17 protein-coding genes are annotated in these 16,331 nt (G+C 50.4%); 6 read left to right on the top strand and 11 right to left on the bottom strand.

Translation table 11 applies throughout. The annotated features are described in order from the left end of the window. From C7E00_RS11675 to C7E00_RS11710, 8 genes are read right to left on the bottom strand one after another with little or no spacing between them, the layout of a single operon-like run. Window positions 1-1,083, bottom strand: coding sequence for a hypothetical protein (locus tag C7E00_RS11675; RefSeq protein ID WP_105304431.1), 1,083 nt, complete (start codon window positions 1,081-1,083; stop codon window positions 1-3). A gap of 16 nt (window positions 1,084-1,099) precedes the next feature. Next, window positions 1,100-1,864, bottom strand: a complete 765-nt coding sequence (locus tag C7E00_RS11680; RefSeq protein WP_105304432.1) for a DUF4428 domain-containing protein — start codon at window positions 1,862-1,864, stop codon at window positions 1,100-1,102. A 2-nt stretch (window positions 1,865-1,866) separates the two neighbouring features. After that, window positions 1,867-2,304, bottom strand: coding sequence for a hypothetical protein (locus C7E00_RS11685; RefSeq protein WP_135358216.1), 438 nt, complete (start codon window positions 2,302-2,304; stop codon window positions 1,867-1,869). Continuing rightward, window positions 2,297-3,598 carry an SPFH domain-containing protein gene (locus C7E00_RS11690; protein WP_105304434.1) on the bottom strand — a complete coding sequence of 434 codons (1,302 nt, stop codon included), beginning with the start codon at window positions 3,596-3,598 and terminating at the stop codon, window positions 2,297-2,299. Before C7E00_RS11690 ends, C7E00_RS11685 begins: the two co-directional genes overlap by 8 nt. A 35-nt stretch (window positions 3,599-3,633) precedes the next feature. Next, window positions 3,634-3,840: a DUF6935 domain-containing protein gene (locus C7E00_RS11695; RefSeq protein ID WP_105304435.1), complete on the bottom strand. Its 207-nt coding sequence runs from the start codon at window positions 3,838-3,840 to the stop codon at window positions 3,634-3,636. Continuing rightward, window positions 3,837-5,309, bottom strand: coding sequence for a bifunctional metallophosphatase/5'-nucleotidase (locus tag C7E00_RS11700; RefSeq protein WP_105304436.1), 1,473 nt, complete (start codon window positions 5,307-5,309; stop codon window positions 3,837-3,839). Before C7E00_RS11700 ends, C7E00_RS11695 begins: the two co-directional genes overlap by 4 nt. After that, window positions 5,291-7,093 (bottom strand): hypothetical protein, encoded by a 1,803-nt coding sequence (locus C7E00_RS11705; RefSeq protein ID WP_105304437.1) that lies wholly within the window; start codon window positions 7,091-7,093, stop codon window positions 5,291-5,293. The genes C7E00_RS11700 and C7E00_RS11705 overlap by 19 nt, the downstream gene beginning before the upstream one ends. 4 nt (window positions 7,094-7,097) lie before the next feature. Continuing rightward, window positions 7,098-8,330, bottom strand: a complete 1,233-nt coding sequence (locus tag C7E00_RS11710) for a hypothetical protein (protein WP_135358217.1) — start codon at window positions 8,328-8,330, stop codon at window positions 7,098-7,100. Between the two features lie 239 nt (window positions 8,331-8,569). On the opposite strand from C7E00_RS11710, the gene C7E00_RS11715 reads away from it, so the two are divergent. After that, window positions 8,570-9,880, top strand: coding sequence for an ABC transporter substrate-binding protein (locus C7E00_RS11715; RefSeq protein ID WP_167836577.1), 1,311 nt, complete (start codon window positions 8,570-8,572; stop codon window positions 9,878-9,880). Between the two features lie 63 nt (window positions 9,881-9,943). Beyond that, complete coding sequence (locus C7E00_RS11720; RefSeq protein WP_167836578.1) at window positions 9,944-11,464, top strand: LuxR family transcriptional regulator; 1,521 nt, start codon at window positions 9,944-9,946, stop codon at window positions 11,462-11,464. Window positions 11,465-11,574: 110 nt separating this feature from the next. Here C7E00_RS11720 and C7E00_RS16235 read toward each other — a convergent pair whose 3' ends face one another. Both C7E00_RS16235 and C7E00_RS11725 read right to left on the bottom strand, forming a co-directional pair. Further along, window positions 11,575-11,727 (bottom strand): hypothetical protein, encoded by a 153-nt coding sequence (locus tag C7E00_RS16235; protein WP_154503202.1) that lies wholly within the window; start codon window positions 11,725-11,727, stop codon window positions 11,575-11,577. 272 nt (window positions 11,728-11,999) lie between these two features. Further along, entirely contained in the window at window positions 12,000-13,496 is a 1,497-nt protein-coding gene (locus C7E00_RS11725; protein ID WP_135358218.1) for a hypothetical protein, read from the bottom strand. Window positions 13,497-14,156: 660 nt separating this feature from the next. On the opposite strand from C7E00_RS11725, the gene C7E00_RS16050 reads away from it, so the two are divergent. The 4 genes from C7E00_RS16050 to C7E00_RS16365 all read left to right on the top strand — a co-directional run bounded on the left by C7E00_RS16050 (window position 14,157) and on the right by C7E00_RS16365 (window position 15,503). After that, window positions 14,157-14,336 (top strand): hypothetical protein, encoded by a 180-nt coding sequence (locus tag C7E00_RS16050; RefSeq protein ID WP_135358219.1) that lies wholly within the window; start codon window positions 14,157-14,159, stop codon window positions 14,334-14,336. 62 nt (window positions 14,337-14,398) lie between these two features. Beyond that, window positions 14,399-14,893 (top strand): hypothetical protein, encoded by a 495-nt coding sequence (locus C7E00_RS11735; protein WP_105304443.1) that lies wholly within the window; start codon window positions 14,399-14,401, stop codon window positions 14,891-14,893. After that, complete coding sequence (locus C7E00_RS16635; protein WP_204378619.1) at window positions 14,881-15,156, top strand: class I SAM-dependent methyltransferase; 276 nt, start codon at window positions 14,881-14,883, stop codon at window positions 15,154-15,156. Before C7E00_RS11735 ends, C7E00_RS16635 begins: the two co-directional genes overlap by 13 nt. Next, complete coding sequence (locus tag C7E00_RS16365; RefSeq protein WP_204378620.1) at window positions 15,153-15,503, top strand: methyltransferase domain-containing protein; 351 nt, start codon at window positions 15,153-15,155, stop codon at window positions 15,501-15,503. The genes C7E00_RS16635 and C7E00_RS16365 overlap by 4 nt, the downstream gene beginning before the upstream one ends. A 287-nt stretch (window positions 15,504-15,790) precedes the next feature. Here C7E00_RS16365 and C7E00_RS16680 read toward each other — a convergent pair whose 3' ends face one another. Continuing rightward, complete coding sequence (locus tag C7E00_RS16680; RefSeq protein WP_154503193.1) at window positions 15,791-16,279, bottom strand: hypothetical protein; 489 nt, start codon at window positions 16,277-16,279, stop codon at window positions 15,791-15,793. Window positions 16,280-16,331 lie beyond the last annotated feature (52 nt).

The raw sequence follows: 16,331 nt of genomic DNA on the forward strand, positions 1-16,331 counted from the left end.
CTACCTCAGAAACAGCAGCGACAGGATCGCTGTCAGAGAGAATGTCAGTCCTGCAAAGGTTCCCCAGAACTTCGTCGGACTGATCGGAAGATCGCCGACCATCTTTCCCGTCTGGCCATTCATCATGAACAGATAGTCCTTCCCATTCCACTTCGTATTCAGAATCCATACCGGCAGCAGCGCATAATGAACTTTTCCGCGCTGCAGATGGATGGTTTCAGAAATCCGGGAATAGGAAGAGTAGCCCGTCACACTCCCTGCCAATGCATCGGAAAGCGAATTGGTGCAGCGCTGGTCCGCCCGCTTTTCGCATTCTTCTGCAGGAACATCGAACTTATCGGCAAGATAGCCTGGCAGATAGGCATTCGAGAAAGGCTTCAGATCTTCATAGTGGAACGGCTCCACTGATTCCATGTAGTCATCCTGCATCTTCCTGGATCCATCTGAGGGAATCTTCTCAAACGGCAGACTGCCGCTTCGGAAGACGTCATAATGGTCAGTTTCCGTGATTTCATAATCTCCCTGCGTATAGGTTCTGACCCTTCTGCCTTCATAACGGGCGGAGCCTTCTGCAGTTCCGTCAAAAAGCCAGAATGGCACATAGACTCCCTGCACCTTGCTGATATGGTTCCCAGCCGTGAATGCACCCGGCAGAAAAGGCCTTCCCCGGTAATGCTGGCGCAGAGCATTTTCCGCCTCCTTGCGGGCCATCTTGAATGGAATCACATAGTCCGGCTTCAGTCCTCCCGCAAACTGGCCCGGCACGATCGTCGGATTGCCGCAGTACGGGCAGCAGGAAGCAGCCGTCGTCTCATCTGTGACAAGTTCCGCGCCGCAGGATGGGCAGCTGTATGCACGCATGCCGGATGTCTCCGGCCCCCATTCTGTCATTCCGGAAGTATCCCAGCCTGCACTTTCCATGGCTTCTGCTGCTTTTTCATTCTTTTCCGCATACAATGCCTCTATTTCTGAAGGCTCATATGCACATCCGCAGTAGTCGCACTCCAGCTTTCCGGAAGCACCGCTGTAATGCAGCGGTCCGCCGCAGGCAGGACACTGATAGTTTGTAATCTGTGATGCCACCTGGATCCCTCCTTTCTTACATGCTGCGTTCTGCTCCGCACGCCTCGCAGAATTTTCCCTGGTTGACTTTTCCGCAATACGGACAGGTCCAGAAAGGATTTCCAGCCTCTGGCGCTGAAGAAGGAGCGACCGGCTGAGGAACTGCTGCAGAACTTCCTGGCTGTGTGCTCAATGCCTTCCGGATCTCTTCCGCCATCTCTTCGTAATGGCGATAGCGAGGGCTTTCTGAAAGCACATTTCCGGAAAATCTTCTTCCGTTTTCCTGGAACGTCACTTCCTGCTGATTGAGATCGAACTCCATCTCGCTGAAATACGGATTGCTGACATAAATGGTCATTCTGAAATCATAGCTGTATTCATATCTAGGAGGATTGAAGCTGACGCTCTTGTCTCCTACCTTTCTGAACATCTCCCGCTTTGATTCGTCCACGGAAAGATTTGTTCCGGTCACATCAGACAGATTCAGAATGTCCGGATTATCCTTTTCAAGATCCGCGGCAGAAGTCACTGCAAAGGTCCTCGCCGCAGAATCTATCAGCACTTTCTTTCCTTCTCCGATCACGCGATCCGGATGGAAGTTCCTGACCTTCTCCTTGTTCTGTTCCCGCCATTCCAGCTGCTTTCTGATCTCTTCCACGGTTTCATTCTTCCGATCGCGGAACCATGGCGAAAGCTTTGATGCACAATCCTTGCATAGATTTCCATCCGCAAGTTTCCGGTTTCCGAGAAGTCCGATTTTTTCTCCGCAGATATCGCAGTATTTCTTGTCAAATAATCCCATCGCTATTCTCCCCACTTTCCTTCATAAATTACCGGCTGACTGCTGCCACACGGATATGCTTCAATCGCATCCAGATATCCGTCTGTTTGCGGAATGCTTTCCCGCCGGAACAGAAGCCGGGAATACGGTCCGATTTCTCCATCATCCATGGGCAGAATCTCACCGGTTTCAATCACATACCGGACATTCCAGATCCCGATTTCTTTTCCGTCTTCCATGATCTTCACCGTGTCATCTTCAAAGATCAGCTGATCAGAGGAATCAGAATCCTGCTTCACCCAGGTGTAATCAGGCAAGCTCTGATTCCATTCTTTCACCATTCCCGGCCCATCCAGGATGAATGGCTTTGCGCATCCGGTGCTGACAGTCAGAAACAGTCCGGCCAGCATTCCCTTCAGAACGTTCTTGTCAGGTCTTAATGTATGCATTGTTTCAGTCATGAAGCTTGAAACCGCATTCCGGGCAGAACTTCGGCGGGGCAGAAGGATCTTTGATCTTCGCACCGCAGCTCGGGCAATTCGTCAATGCCTCCGGTTTCTTCGTTCCGCACTCCATGCAGAACTTTCCGGTATTCACTGCTCCGCACTGCGGGCATTTCCAGCCATCCTGCAGAACCGGTTTCGGAGTGCCGCATTCCGGGCAGAATTTACCGGAAGCCGTACTGCCGCACTTCGGGCACGTCCAGCTGTCTGAAGACGCTGCTGGTGCAGGTGCGGCCTGCTGCTGTGCAGCGCCCTGCCGGAACAGCTCCGCTGCATTGACTCCTCCGGCTGCTGCAGCCATGTTCACTCCCATGAAGCCCATCGCGGCGCCATTGGCATTTTTCGCCGCATCCTGCATTGCCTGCGCTTGTGCACCGACCAGCGTCGCAGCAGCGAGATTCTGATTCGTATAGGCAGCATTTCTCTGCATCTGCTTGATCATCTGCTCATCTTCTTCATCTGCCTTCACTGACGAAACCCCGAAGGAAACAATCTCCAGGCCGCGCAGCTGCTTCCACTTCTTCGTCAGCACTTCGTTGAGGGCTTCCGAAAGCTCGGTCGTATGCCCGGGCAGTGCAGAATAGCGGATTCCTTCTTCAGAGATCTTCGCGAAGGCAGGCTGCAATGCGGTCAGCAGTTCGCTCTTCAGCTGTCCGTCAATCTGGTCCCTGGTATAATCCTCCGAAACATTTGCGCAGACATTCGTATAGAACAGGACCGGATCCGCAATCCTGTAGCTGTACTCCCCGAAGCACTTGACCGAGATATCAAGATCAATTCCTGCCCGCTGATCCACCACCCGATACGGAACCGGATTCGGCGTTCCGTATTTATTTCCGGTGATTTCCTTGGTATTGAAGAAATAGATGCGCTGGTCTTTCGGTGCTTCGCCGCCGAACGTGAATCGTCTGCCGATGTTTGCAAAGGTATCCTTGACCGCATTGCCAAGATCACCGGTAAACAGGGAAGGCTCAGTGCCGGAATCGTAGACGAACTCTCCTGGCTGGGCGCAGATTTCCGTAACCTGCCCCTGATCTACCAGCAGCATGCACTGGCCATCCGCCACCGCGATCACGGATCCATTCGTGATGATGTTCTCATTGCCCTTGTAATTTGACGATCTGCCAGACACGCGCTTCTTTCCCTTTGTCACAAGAACATTGTTCGGAAGCGACTCGCAATAGAAATAGTCCTTCCAGGAATCTGCCAGAACTCCGCCTGCTGCGCCGATTGCCGCCTGAATTAATCCCATACCCTTTTCTCCTCTCTTTCTCTTTCGGGTAACACTTAATGATGCACCGGCATGCGTATGCCGGAAAGAATACTGGAATACTCATAGAGGTTCCAGGCATTCCCATTCTGTTTCAGAGTCACCGGACGCGGCGAATCCGCTCCGGCCGTAGCAATGAAGAATTTACTGTATCCTGCTTCGGCAGGATGCGTATCTTCAGTCAGTTCAATCGCATACGGAATCGCACTGATCTGAATTTTCATGATCTGCCTCCATCCGTGACTACGATTCTTCCTTCCACTTCTGCATTGAGTCCCTGATGCGTCGTCATGTATTCTTCAATGATGTGGTTCAGCGATACCGCCACCAGCCGAGGTTCCATATTCCTGCTTACTTCTTTCAGACTGACTGAGAACACCTGATCGAAATTCCGGAGATGATAGTCCTGCAGACCGATGGAGAATTCATCCTGATCGCGGATTTCTGCTCCATGGAAACGGAATTCCTCCAGAGCCCTCTTTCTGCGATCCCATAGAATCCGCATCCCGCGGGAATACTGATAGAATTCCGTATGACCGCTCCATGCTTCATCACGGAAGACATAGGAAACCATCCGCCTCAGCTGTTCTCCTTTCACCTTCAGCATCCACAGGCCGTCATCAAACGGCGTGTTCTCCTTCATATCCTGAAACGTGACAATCGGTCCGAGCTCCTCTTTGCGAATCGAACCAGAGCCAAGCACCATCAGATCAAAGGAGCTGCCTGCCTGCAGAAGATCTGCATACAGATTTCCGAGCTCGGTCTCCTGATTCCTCGAAGGATGTGTCAGCTTGCGTTCAAACGTCGTGATGACCCTGGAATACTTCGCATCTGTAGCACTCTGATACCGATTCAGAAGTTCCTGCATGGCCTCGTCCGGCACCGCCGTTTCCTCATTGATCGGCACACACTCCCATTTCATGTCAGCAATGCTGTTGGTATCCGTATCGCAGATCAGATCAAATCTTCCGATCTGGCCAGTGCCATGCCCGGCTTGGGCAATCCAGATTCCATTCACGAACTCCGGATGTTCCATGCTGGTGTGCGAATGCCCGCCGATAATCAGATCCACGCCATACTGCGGATCCAGCCGCTCGGCAAGTTCGCGGTCTTTCTCAATGCCAATGTGCGTGAGCAGCACCGTCAGATCAATATCGACCGTTCGATAGCTGTCCAGAATCAGTTCAATCTCATGGACTGCCTGTTCCACATCCACAAACGTTCCGACCAGCTTATCCTGACGCGTGACCCGGATCACTTCTTCCGTCAGCAATCCGATGAACAGAATCTTCATTCCATTCACTTCCTTGATGAGATAAGGAAGAAACAGTCTGCTGCTGTTCAGCGTTACGTAGAGATTCGCATTGATGATCGGGAAATTGGCACACTTCTCCAGAAACAATAGATGCGACAATCCGTAATCTACTTCATGATTGCCGATCGTCATCACATCAGGGTTCAGCTGATTGATCAGATCAATCGTGGAAATGCCACGGTATTCCTGATCGATGATCGACCCCTGGAACACATCTCCGGCAATTGCATACAGCACGTTCCGATCCCGTTTCCGCGACTCCTTCACATACCCTGAAAGCAATGCCAGTCCGCCCGTCTTTCTGCCATCCCTGACACCTGGAAGGAAGTCGCCATGCATGTCATTGCTATGAAGAATTGTCAGATGTTTTGTTTCCATGCCTCTCCTCCCATTCCATACGCTCCATCCGAAATCAGAATCCATCGGTCTGAATCCATGTCATAGTGATAGATCCGCTGCAAGGAATCCGTGCTCACGGCATACCACTCGATGACGGTCCATCTGTCCTTCCTCATTTCACCGACCGTGACGATCCGGCAGGTCTGCCCATCAATCACTTCTTCCGGCTCAGAAAAATCCACGCTCCTCTGATCGTTCTGCGCAAGCGCATCCCGGAAGGAAGAATCATCCATGTCATAAAGGGCATCAAAGAATGCCTGGTCCCTCACGGATCCGCCTGGCTCTTCAGAATCCCTGGTCAGAAAAAATCCTTCATAATCCGCAAGCCCGAACACATCAGGACCGCTGAGGTACGTAAGGAAAATACTGTTCAGATCGCTGCGCTGGAATCCGGATACCGGGGAATCATATCCTGGTTCGTTTTCTTTCGACGAAGCATAGATCAATCCTTCTGTGCTGACTCCGATCCGTTCCAGCCTGCCTTCATGAGAAGATTCCTGGCCATGATTGCTGCAGTACTCCTGCACATTCCCATCTTCATCAATGCTCAGCGAACCAGACCATGAATCCCAGGAATCTTCCCAGGTCTCTGCAAGAGAAACCGGAATGCTGAAAGGATGAATCTCATCCGCCAGGTCCACCCGGCTTCCATCCTGTCTGACCCCATAGATTCTTCCGTCATCAGGATCTGCCTCCAGGCTCAGAATGTCATTGTGACCATAGAGCGGTCCGCCGCAGATATAGGTCCCATACTTCATGCACCGGAACACATCGACGTATTCCACCGTATGGTCCTTCGTCAATAGAAACAGATACGGGATTCCGGAATCCGGTGCATCCTTCTGAAACACCAGATCGGTATATCTGCCATAGCACCCCTCAACCTCATACTTCTTGTTGTACTCAAACCCGTAGAGGGCCTTTGGCTTTCTGCTTCCGAATTCGGAGGAATACCAGATTTCCACGATTCCATCCGGCCTGCAGGAAGCATGGATAAACCCGGCTTCCGCTTCTTCTGCCTGGCAGACCCAGTCCATATCCGGGAAGCATTCCTGTTCCGCCCACATTCCTGCACCAGTGCTGTACACAGGGAGATATGCTCCGATGGTTCCATCTTCATCCAGATAGATCGACAGCAGATAGCGATTCCGGTCATAAGCCATTGCAAGCGTCTCTGCTCTTCTCAGCAGCATCTCGGCAATTCCCTGCTCGCTGTAATCCGGTTCAAACAGCGTGATCTCATCCTGGCAGAGCGCTGCTTCCCGTTCCAGCTCCCGAAAAAAGCGATCGGAAGAAATCCCTGCATACTCATCCAGCACCTCGGATGCGGTCATTTCCTGATCTCTGCTGAAATCGAAGAAATAGCTGTAGTGGCTGATATTCCCTTCCCAGTTTTCCTGAATCATGACAAGAGAGAGCAGACTTCCATACCATCTGCTTTCCCAGTCCAGCGAACAGACATAATCGGAAATATAGCCGGAGAATTCATCTTTGCCATACATGGAAAGCAAATGCTCATTGAATGCCTCTGCCCCTGGCTGATCGCTGAGCAGCTCAGGAACCCGATAATGATAATTTCCCTGCTGAAGCGTTCCGTCCATGCTCCAGGCTTCGCCAATCAGGGAGTCGTCATATGTTTTTACCGGGTCTGCCGGCGGCAGAACTCTCGCCGTGCTTTCCGATACGAATTGTGAATGCCCTGAGTCAGTGCATCCTGCAATCATCAGAATCCCTGCCATCAGGAAGAGGATCAGACGTTTCATGGCATCAGCCCTCGCCGCCAATCTTATATGGCATCTCACTGCCGCTTTCAATCAGCGGAAGATACCAGTCTTCATAAAAGTACGGACGATCTTCTTTCACGACATCGGACCAGTCAGTGCCCCATCGTCTCAGGATCACATAGTAGTCAATGCCGCCATCATCCACGGTGAACGACCCTCTGATTTCCAGGGTATCCGTATAATCGGACTCTCCCGGATCGATCATCCAGTCTGCATACTGCAGATCCTGATCCATGAAATATCCGCCTTGCGACAGCATCGTGCCATGTTCGCTGGTTCCGGTCATGGCGACACTGACTTCCGCATCTGAAATCGGGTCGGTCAGCGATCCGTATTCGTCATAGATCACCATGGCCCCCTGCAGGTCCTCATCCACTTCGATCACCGCAGCGCAATCCCACCAGCTGCCGATCAGTTCCGTATATTCGCCAGTCGCATCTTCAACCATCCACCATCCATACCAGCTTCCGTTCCACCATTCCTGCTGATCTGATTCATCCGTGCTGAGGCCGTCAAACACCGTGCTCTTCTGGTCCTGATACGGAGTGATATCCTTGGCAAGATACATCACGAGAGGCTCTTCCGAGCTGTCAGATGAAACTCTGATCTCCCCATTTCCGAGATCTTCAAACGCCATGTCCATCTCGGCAAAGTCCAGTTTTTTCTTTCCGAGATCAATCCGGAACGTATCCTGGTCCTCGCCCATGTACAAGGTTCCGCTGAGCCCATCCTCATTGATGATCATCCGGTATCCTTCCGTCATCTCAAGCATACTCAGGTCTCCGTAATTGAGCGTGAGCCCTTCTCCCTCAAGCTGATACAGATAATAGGTTCCTGCAAGACTCGCTTTTGGAGCAGCAGACCTGCCGGCAGATCCCTTCTGATAGTGATACGTGGTCCCGGAGGAATCTTTCACGATCAGAGCGTCATCCTCAAGCGTTCCGCCCAGCTTCTGATCAGATCCGAAGGAACGATAACTGCCGCTGAACTGATTGCCATCCAGCTGCCAGGCCAGATCGAATTTCATGTCATCCGCAGAAATGGTTCCGGATCCGTCTTTGACGAGCTCGATATACCCGGATTTTCCATCTGCTCCGGTAAGCTGATAGACGCCAGCCGCCTCGGCATTGCCTGCTGAACTGCCCGTGCAGGCAGCAAGCGTGAATGCAAGCACAGCAGATAAAAGCAGTCCGAGGAAACGAGTAAAGAATTTCATGACGTTCTCCTTTCCATGCAGAATCATGTATGCATCTTCATCAGAAGATGAGAGAAACCGCTTCTTTGTGCTATGATGAATTCAGCAAAAGTGACTCAAGCTTCATTCCCGTTCTTCTGTCTGTACCCGGATTGAATCATAAGTACGAAAACTCCGCGCCCCCCGAAACCTTTGAAAAGAGGGGAAAACCGCAAAAAGATCTGTATTTCTCTCAGAATTATCCAGGAAAGGAGTATTTCATGAAACGCTTGATCAGATTGGTGCTGGCCAGCACATTATGTTTTCCCGCTTCCGCCTGCAGCAAGCCCTTGCTGTCTCCAGATGATCCTGTAACGCTTGTGATGTGGCACGTCTATGGCGAGCAGGCAGGTTCTCCGATGGACCAGCTCATCGAAGAGTTCAATGAAACGGAAGGCATGGAGAAAGGCATCATCATCAGCACAGCCCGTCTGAGCAACGCCTACAGCATCGGCCAGGAACTCTCAGAAGCTCTTTCTGATAAACCAGGCGCGCCGGATATGCCGGATCTTTTTACCTGTCATATCAATGATGCGAAAAACATCGGTATGGACAATCTGCTGGACTGGAATGACTGGTTCTCAGAAACCGAACAGGAAGAATTCATTCTAGGCTTTCTCGAAGATGGAAGAATCGGCTTCCAGCTTGCTGTTCTTCCTTTGTCCAAGTCCACGCATGTCCTGATGGTCAACGGATCCGGATTTGCCCGCTTCCGGCAGGATACCGGGATCTCTCTTCAGAGTCTGGAAACCTGGGATGGTTTTTTTGAAGCAGCAGAGGCCTACCGCCAATGGTCTGATGGCACTTCGTTCTGCGCTTTTGACTATCTGCTGAGAGCAATCGAGCTCTATGCAGAAGAACAAGGAGCAGAAAACCTGTACTCCGATTCGGAATGGTATGACCCGGGAAATGAAATACTTCATGAAGCAGTGCTGCGATTTGCCAAGGAAATCGCCAGAGGAACTATTGTCATCTCAGACCGCTACTCCAATACGCAGATCATGACGGGAGAAGTGCTGTGCGGAGTCGGCTCTTCCGCGGCAATCCTTTACTATAACGATACCGTGACCTATCCGGATGGGACCTCGGAACCTATGGACCTTCAGGTGGTTCCCTTCATGCATGCAGAAACAGGCAAACCATTGATGACGATTGCAGGCGTCGGCCTCTGTGCCCGTAAGACTACGGAACAGAAAGCAGAGGCAGCCTCTGTCTTTGCCCACTGGCTGCTGGATCCTGATCGCAATCTCAGCTTTGTGACTTCTGCCGGCTATATGCCCGTGAAGAAGTCTTCTGCAGAAGCGATTCAGAAGGTGCAATTCTCTGACGCTGGCTATGGGAATCTGTATGAAGCCCTCGGGCAGATGACCCAGACCTATCAGGCCTGCTCAGAGCCGTCTTTCAAAGACTATTACTCAAAAGCGGAGCAATTCTACAATGCGGTGCGCAATCTGCAGCAGAGCGTGTCGGAAGAAACAGATCCGGACCAGTTTGCAGAACAGGTCTGGAATATCCTGATCACGATCCGATAGCCTATGTCCTTCTCTTCGATCGGAAAATCCCGGAGGTCTCTCCGCCGTGAGCTCTTTCTGAGCATGATGGTGCTGGCAGCACTTGTTTTATCAATGCTTTTGAGCTGCCTGTTCTTCTTCGGAAAGCTCAGCGATCCGAAAAAGAGAATTGCCGGAACTCTATCTCTCCAGCTCGACTTCTTTGAAAACTCCATGACCTCCTACTGGGAAAACCTGACCGTTATGGGCATCGATCTTTCAGAAGACAGCTCTTATCTGATTCAGTCCTATCTGAACACCCGGAATCTGACTCTCGATCATCTGCGGGGCACCGGCAGAGATGCCTATGATCTGCAGATTCTGCTGATCCGGGAACTCTCTGAAAAACTCCAGCAGACGGAATGCTCTGGCGGCTTCATCCTGCTGGATGATCCTCAGCATCCATCCGAACAAGTTCCCGGTATCTATATCTCAAAGGGACTGAGTGATCGTTCCGATCCTGAGCTTCTGCTGTACCGCGGCATCTCTTCGGCCGGCAAAAGCCAGAATGTCTATCCGCATCGGAAATGGGGAATGTATTTCCAGACGAATTTGATTCCGGATTACAGCAGCCTGATTCGTCCATCCAGCATGGTTGCAGACGAAGCGTACCAGATTTCCGGACCGCTATGCCTGTATGGAACCGATGAAGAAGTATATCTGCTGACGTTCCCGCTCAGGATCAATGATGAGATCTCCGGCTTATGCGGATTCGAAGTCAGCCGGCGTTTCTTCCGTGCTTCCAATCCCCAGCCAACCGAATTCCGCAGGCTGATCTGCACGATTTCCAGCAATGAGAAAAGTTCGCTGGACCTGGATATGGCCCTGGACTGCGGGAAGAATTATGCGATCCCCAATGGCACCTTCCGTGCGAAAAGCCTCCGCCAGGGCTTACATCTCTTCGAGGGCAGAAGCTCCTATGTCGGCATGCAGAGGACCATTTCCCTGGACAGCACCGAGGATCAGTATCTGCTGACCGCGATGATTCCGGAAGCAGACTTCAATTCCGAAGCTGCCAGAAGCTATACGCAGACCGCCATGATCATTTCCCTTCTGATTTTCTTCATCACGGTATCCTGTCTTTTCTTCAGCAAGAGCTATCTGAAACCGCTTCTGAAGGAAATATCCCATCTGAAAGAAACCGTCAGCGAAGAAGCCACCACCAGCTATCGCGAACTGGATGAGCTCTGCGAATTTCTGAGAACCCAGCAGATTAACCACAACTCTGCTCTCAGCAATCTGGAACAGGAAAAGCAGAAAGCCGAAACAGAGGCCGCACGGCTTGCATACCACCGGAAAACTGAGATTGATCCGGATGCCTACGAGATCTTCCTGAAAGGTCTTGCGGAACTGACACCCTCAGAAAAGAGAATTCTGAGCTTGTATATGGAGGATCTGTCAACGGCAGAGATCCTGGAGCAGCTCAGCATCAAGGAGAGTACACTGCGCTTTCATAATAAGAATATCTACAGCAAGCTAGGTGTCTCTTCCAGGAAGCAGGCAGTTCTTTATGCAAGAGTAGCGAAGAAGCAGGCAATGGAAGAAAGTCAGCGCAGAAAGCAATGAAACCGGAAATGAGTCTTTCCTGGTTTCGATCAGACTTCCTTCCCCTTGAGGCAAGCGATCGAAAAAGGTGCCTGGTATTCAGCCGGGCACCTTTGATCTTGTCCGAATGCTTATGCAGACTTCGTGCTCTGACAGAGCTCTTCTGAAAGTTTCTGAAGTATCTCGCGAAGCTCCCAGGCACCGGTTCCATCATGGTAATACCTTGCCAGTTCTGAACCTTCTCTCCAGGTGATCGTGATCGAGCTTCTTGTCTCATCCAGCAAGTCCGGCTGCGAGGTTTTCCAGGCAGGCAGTTCATAACTGCGTAAATAATCAGACAGCTCTTTCCAGCGATCAGACGGAATCAGCCTGCATCCTGATTCACCTTTTCCATCCCCTCAGCTGCTTGATCATGCCTGATAATTCGGCGCATCATAATAACTCCGCCAATCAATGCCGCCGCAAGAAAAGCAGCAGTATTCTCCTGTCACCTGCATGCATATCTGTTCCTTCGCTTCCTGTACCTGTCATGATATCTCTTGCTCATGTTTCTGAATCAGAAACCGCTCAGCCGGTAAATCAGCAGCTCATATGCAGATTCATCTGCCCGTTCTTCGGTCAGAGCAATCAGGATACTGCCATCCGGCATCAGGCATGCAGAACTGATCCATGGATATGCGGTTAAGAACAGCTCTTCATCGTCCACTGTTGCCAAGAGCGTCCCATCCGTTCCGTAGAACAGCAGGTTTCTCATATTGCCATCGAGAACGAGATACCCATTGGGAGTTTCAATCACATCCGTGATTGCCCCCATCCATCCCTCTTCATTCATATCTGTATTGCCGAATTCATACTGCTGATTTCCATCCGTGTCAAAAACCCAGACAGCAACATTTTCCTTATCCTCAGAAGTTCCTGTGATGCAGACATGATTCTCGGAAATGAACCCTTTGGTCGTCTCTTCTGCTGATCTCAGTTCCCAGTCTTCAATCTGCGCAGTTTCTCCATCGATCATGACTTTCCGCAGCGGCTGTCCGAAGAAGGAACTGATGCCCCAGGTTCCGTTTGGATGAACGAGTGCCCGATCCACGTCTTCAATCCTTCCGGTGACCTCTCCCTGTTCCATGATGAGCATCTGTTCCATGAATCCCGAAACATACAGTTTCCCATTACGATCAGAAGACAGTTCCTCGTAGTCGCCTTCGTTGCCGAGTGCCTGCTCGCTGACATAAGTCAGACCATCCTGGCTGTACTGATATTCATAGAGATAATTGTCCAGAAGTACCCAGACTGTATCGCCGGTCATCTCCACTCTGCCAGAGAAGATATCATAAGCAATCAGCGGGTCTTCCAGTTTCATCCAGTCCACGGTCACTGTATAATTTCCCGCATTCAGCGTATGGCGGGCATCGGCCGAGAACGGTTCTCCCTGCCACGGCCATGGCGGATCCACATTGCCGGAATCATTCAGAGTGAACTTCAGGGATCTGATCATGGTCTGAATTCCTGGATCCTCCTGATCTCCGATAATATCAATGGATACGGTTATTCCGGAGGCTTCATCACGGCCAAGATAGATGAGAGAACTGGAATACCAGGATTCTGCCATATATTCGACACATTCTACTCCGCCGACCTGGACCATATCCAGGTTCTTTGTTTCCACCAGATCATAGGCATCTATTCCAGCACCCCTGAGTCGGTCACGATAATTTCTGACATCTGACTTTGATGCAGAAATATTCACTTGAGCAGCAGCTGATTCCTCCCCCGTAAGAGTAAGCTCCATATAGCAGTAACTGCTGCTATCTGAGGTCATGGTCTCGTCAACCGCCCAGCCATCCGGATAGGTAAGGGAGAACAAAGTGGTAGATGCTGCTGTTCCCTCAAATACTTCTTCAGTGGCTGATGATGTACTTGCAGCAGAGGCAGATGCCTCTGCTGCAGCTGCAGAAGCTGAGGATGCCGATCCGCCGGGGCTGCAGGCAGCCAGACTGAATGCAGTCATTGCTGAAAGCATGAAGGATCCCAATCGTTTCAAGTTTGCGTTCATAGTCTTTTCCTTTCCATTTCAAGAGTTTCCAGATCAATCGCTGATTACGGCCTGGCTGAAGCCATCCCCTGCTTCTGATCGAAGAGCAAAGCACCTGTCGCTTGAAGAGACCAGGAAATCCTGCGGAAAGAATCAATCTTCCGCATAGACACTGTCCCCTTTCGCCAGATTCTGAGAAGAATCTATTCATTTCATTGCTAGGAATTCAGAAAAAGGGATTTGTGCTTTTCAGCCTTCTTCCGTCTGTACCTGGATTGAAGCATAACTTCACAGACTCCGCGCCCCCCAAACCGGCTGAAAAGAGGGGAAACCTGAAAAAAGCTTGAAACCAGAGCTTGCTGAACCAGACAATCGATCTGAAGCGTTTCGAAGTACTCATATATGATGCAGAAAGGACATCCCGATCAGGAAGCTTTCTGTCTATAAAGTACTTGCACGCATCACAGATTCCCAGCCGTTTTCTCGTGATCTGATCCAGCTAAGTCAGCGCAGGGACGTCTCCTCAGTTTCCAGTACAGAGACAAGCTCTGCATATTTCGTTTCATCCAGAACATTCTTCTTTGAGGATAAGGTGACGCTGGTCATTGTCCATGGGCTGAACACCATTCAAAATACAGATCAAATCGTCATCCATGGAGACAAGGGAAACATAATGATTGAATGCGCGAAGAACTGCTGCGGAGATTTCCTATCTGCCAGGAATTCATTCTGGAAAGAGAAAGTGCATCCCAGCAGCAGCTGAAAATCGCGGCTGAAGAAGAAATTGCACAAGCCAGCCCGTTGTTAGTTATGTCAAACTATGGTATTCTTTTTAGCAGCAGATTGTCGCTCATCAAATGAATCATGCATGAGCGGAGCGCAGGAAGACCGATCCGCCGCTTATTCTGTCTGGGGAAACAATAATGTCTGTAAAAGTTACCCGTACTTCTGTATTTCCGGAATCTGCAGAGAAAGTATTCGCCAGGCTCCAGAAGCTTTCCATGCTTCAGATGATTGCTTCTCTCTGGGTTTCTTTTACTCCTTCGCAGGCAGAGCAGTCCATCCAATGGAAGAAAGGTGCAGAGAATGACTTCCTCTTTCGTCTCTTTGGTGTCGTACCGTTCGGCACTTCCCATTTCCATGTGATCCGTTTCAGACTCAAGGAAGGAAATAATACACAGGAACAGAACAGCCATGTGCCGATATGGAACCATGAAATCATTTTGCAACCCATTCATGACAATCATTGCTCCTATACAGATCAGGCAGAGATAGATGCCGATTGGAAGACCCTGGCTGTCTGGATATGGGACAATCGATTTTTTGTGCACAGACAGATCCGCTGGATGCAAATGTCAAGAAAAAACCAGATATGGCATCGTACTCTGAAGGAGGATAATGAGCAATGGGATTTATGAAGAACTTTTTCAATCAAACAGGCAGGCCTTCCGGCTTGCTGGGCAAATTCATGCTAAGCACCATGAATTCCGGCCACGCAAAGCTGGCGGATTGGGGGAGGGGACACTTGTCCGAAATCTCACCAAAAGAAATCGTTGAGCTTGGCTGCGGAGCGGGTCGTAACGCAGGAGAACTGCTGAAAAGATATCCGGCCGCCACGCTGACGGCAATTGACTACTCACCGCTTTCAGTTGAAAAACATCGGAATACAACAAAACGATGATAGGCAGCGGCCGCTGCAAAGTGCAGCAGGGCGATGTATCAGACTTGCAGCTCGAAGAAAACCATTTTGACCTTGCCACCGCCTTTGAGACAATTTACTTCTGGCCAGGGCTTGAAAGATGCTTTGCGCAGGTAGCGAAGATTTTAAAACAGGGAGGATACTTTTTCATCTGCAATGAATCCGATGGCAAAGATGCCGCCGGCAAAAAGTTCGAGCGCATCATCGACGGCATGACCTGTTATACCCCAGGGCAGATCGAAGCGGCGCTGAAAAAGGCAGGCTTTTCAGAGGTCGCTATCGACCATCATCCGAACAAGCCGTGGATCGCGATATTGGCAAGAAAATGAGAAAACCACTTCCTTCTCCGATTATCTGTCTTCGTCTTTCCAGAGCCGTTTTCAGCTGTATTCATGCAGGCAGCCGGTGCCACACCACAGCAGCCTGACGATCCTGACATAAGTCTGAGGGCGCACAAGCCCTTGGACGAAGATGGCCACATCCGAAGAACAGAATCATAATAAAATCCCTGGCAGAGAATCCGCTTTGCCAGGGATATCATGAATGATCGTGAATAATGAGGAACAGTTCAGACCCCCTTTTGAGATCGCTCTGAACCATCCGGATCCGGAAACTATTATCTGTTGACGTCAGACCACTTTCTGCGATCTTCAGCAAGATTATCGCAATAATAGCGGACAGTCAGCTTGGTATCAGGCTTATCAGTCTGAACGATGAAGGTATCACCTTCCAGCATGCAATCCAGGATTGCATTGCAGCAGGTTTCAATATTGTTGACTCCTGCTTCCAGCTCTGTCATCAGATCACCTGCGTTGACCTCGATGTAAAGCCAGTTCATGTTATGAGCTTCCCACTTCTTCCAGTTGATGACATCCTTATAGGTCTGGAAGCTCTTCTTTTCAACTTCCGGTTTCGGCTCTTCTTTCTTTTCCGTCTTCTTCACAGCAGGCTTCTTCGCTGCTGCCTTCTTTGCCGGGGCCTTCTTCTCAGCAGGTTCCTTCTTTGCTGCAGGCTTCTTCGCCGAAGCTTTCTTTGCTGGTTTCTTCTCGACAGCTGGTTCAGTCTCGACGGCAGTTGCTTCTTTCACAGTTTTCTTTGCTGGCATACTAGCTATCCTCCTATGAGCAATAATCCCTCATAACCGCATTATAACACGG

The organism is Anaerolactibacter massiliensis (genome assembly GCF_900290205.1).
GTDB classification, from domain to species: domain Bacteria; phylum Bacillota_I; class Bacilli_A; order Erysipelotrichales; family Erysipelotrichaceae; genus Bulleidia; species Bulleidia intestinalis.

What these genes read in the sequence shown, in the direction of transcription:
- C7E00_RS11680 (WP_105304432.1), bottom strand. Translation starts at nt 1,864, where the DNA reads ATGGGATTATTTGACAAGAAATACTGCGATATCTGCGGAGAAAAAATC.
- C7E00_RS11685 (WP_135358216.1), bottom strand. Translation starts at nt 2,304, where the DNA reads ATGACTGAAACAATGCATACATTAAGACCTGACAAGAACGTTCTGAAG.
- C7E00_RS11690 (WP_105304434.1), bottom strand. Translation starts at nt 3,598, where the DNA reads ATGGGATTAATTCAGGCGGCAATCGGCGCAGCAGGCGGAGTTCTGGCA.
- C7E00_RS11695 (WP_105304435.1), bottom strand. Translation starts at nt 3,840, where the DNA reads ATGAAAATTCAGATCAGTGCGATTCCGTATGCGATTGAACTGACTGAA.
- C7E00_RS11700 (WP_105304436.1), bottom strand. Translation starts at nt 5,309, where the DNA reads ATGGAAACAAAACATCTGACAATTCTTCATAGCAATGACATGCATGGC.
- C7E00_RS11705 (WP_105304437.1), bottom strand. Translation starts at nt 7,093, where the DNA reads ATGAAACGTCTGATCCTCTTCCTGATGGCAGGGATTCTGATGATTGCA.
- C7E00_RS11710 (WP_135358217.1), bottom strand. Translation starts at nt 8,330, where the DNA reads ATGAAATTCTTTACTCGTTTCCTCGGACTGCTTTTATCTGCTGTGCTT.
- C7E00_RS11715 (WP_167836577.1), top strand. Translation starts at nt 8,570, where the DNA reads ATGAAACGCTTGATCAGATTGGTGCTGGCCAGCACATTATGTTTTCCC.
- C7E00_RS11720 (WP_167836578.1), top strand. Translation starts at nt 9,944, where the DNA reads ATGATGGTGCTGGCAGCACTTGTTTTATCAATGCTTTTGAGCTGCCTG.
- C7E00_RS11725 (WP_135358218.1), bottom strand. Translation starts at nt 13,496, where the DNA reads ATGAACGCAAACTTGAAACGATTGGGATCCTTCATGCTTTCAGCAATG.
- C7E00_RS16050 (WP_135358219.1), top strand. Translation starts at nt 14,157, where the DNA reads ATGCGCGAAGAACTGCTGCGGAGATTTCCTATCTGCCAGGAATTCATT.
- C7E00_RS11735 (WP_105304443.1), top strand. Translation starts at nt 14,399, where the DNA reads ATGTCTGTAAAAGTTACCCGTACTTCTGTATTTCCGGAATCTGCAGAG.
- C7E00_RS16635 (WP_204378619.1), top strand. Translation starts at nt 14,881, where the DNA reads ATGGGATTTATGAAGAACTTTTTCAATCAAACAGGCAGGCCTTCCGGC.
- C7E00_RS16365 (WP_204378620.1), top strand. Translation starts at nt 15,153, where the DNA reads ATGATAGGCAGCGGCCGCTGCAAAGTGCAGCAGGGCGATGTATCAGAC.
- C7E00_RS16680 (WP_154503193.1), bottom strand. Translation starts at nt 16,279, where the DNA reads ATGCCAGCAAAGAAAACTGTGAAAGAAGCAACTGCCGTCGAGACTGAA.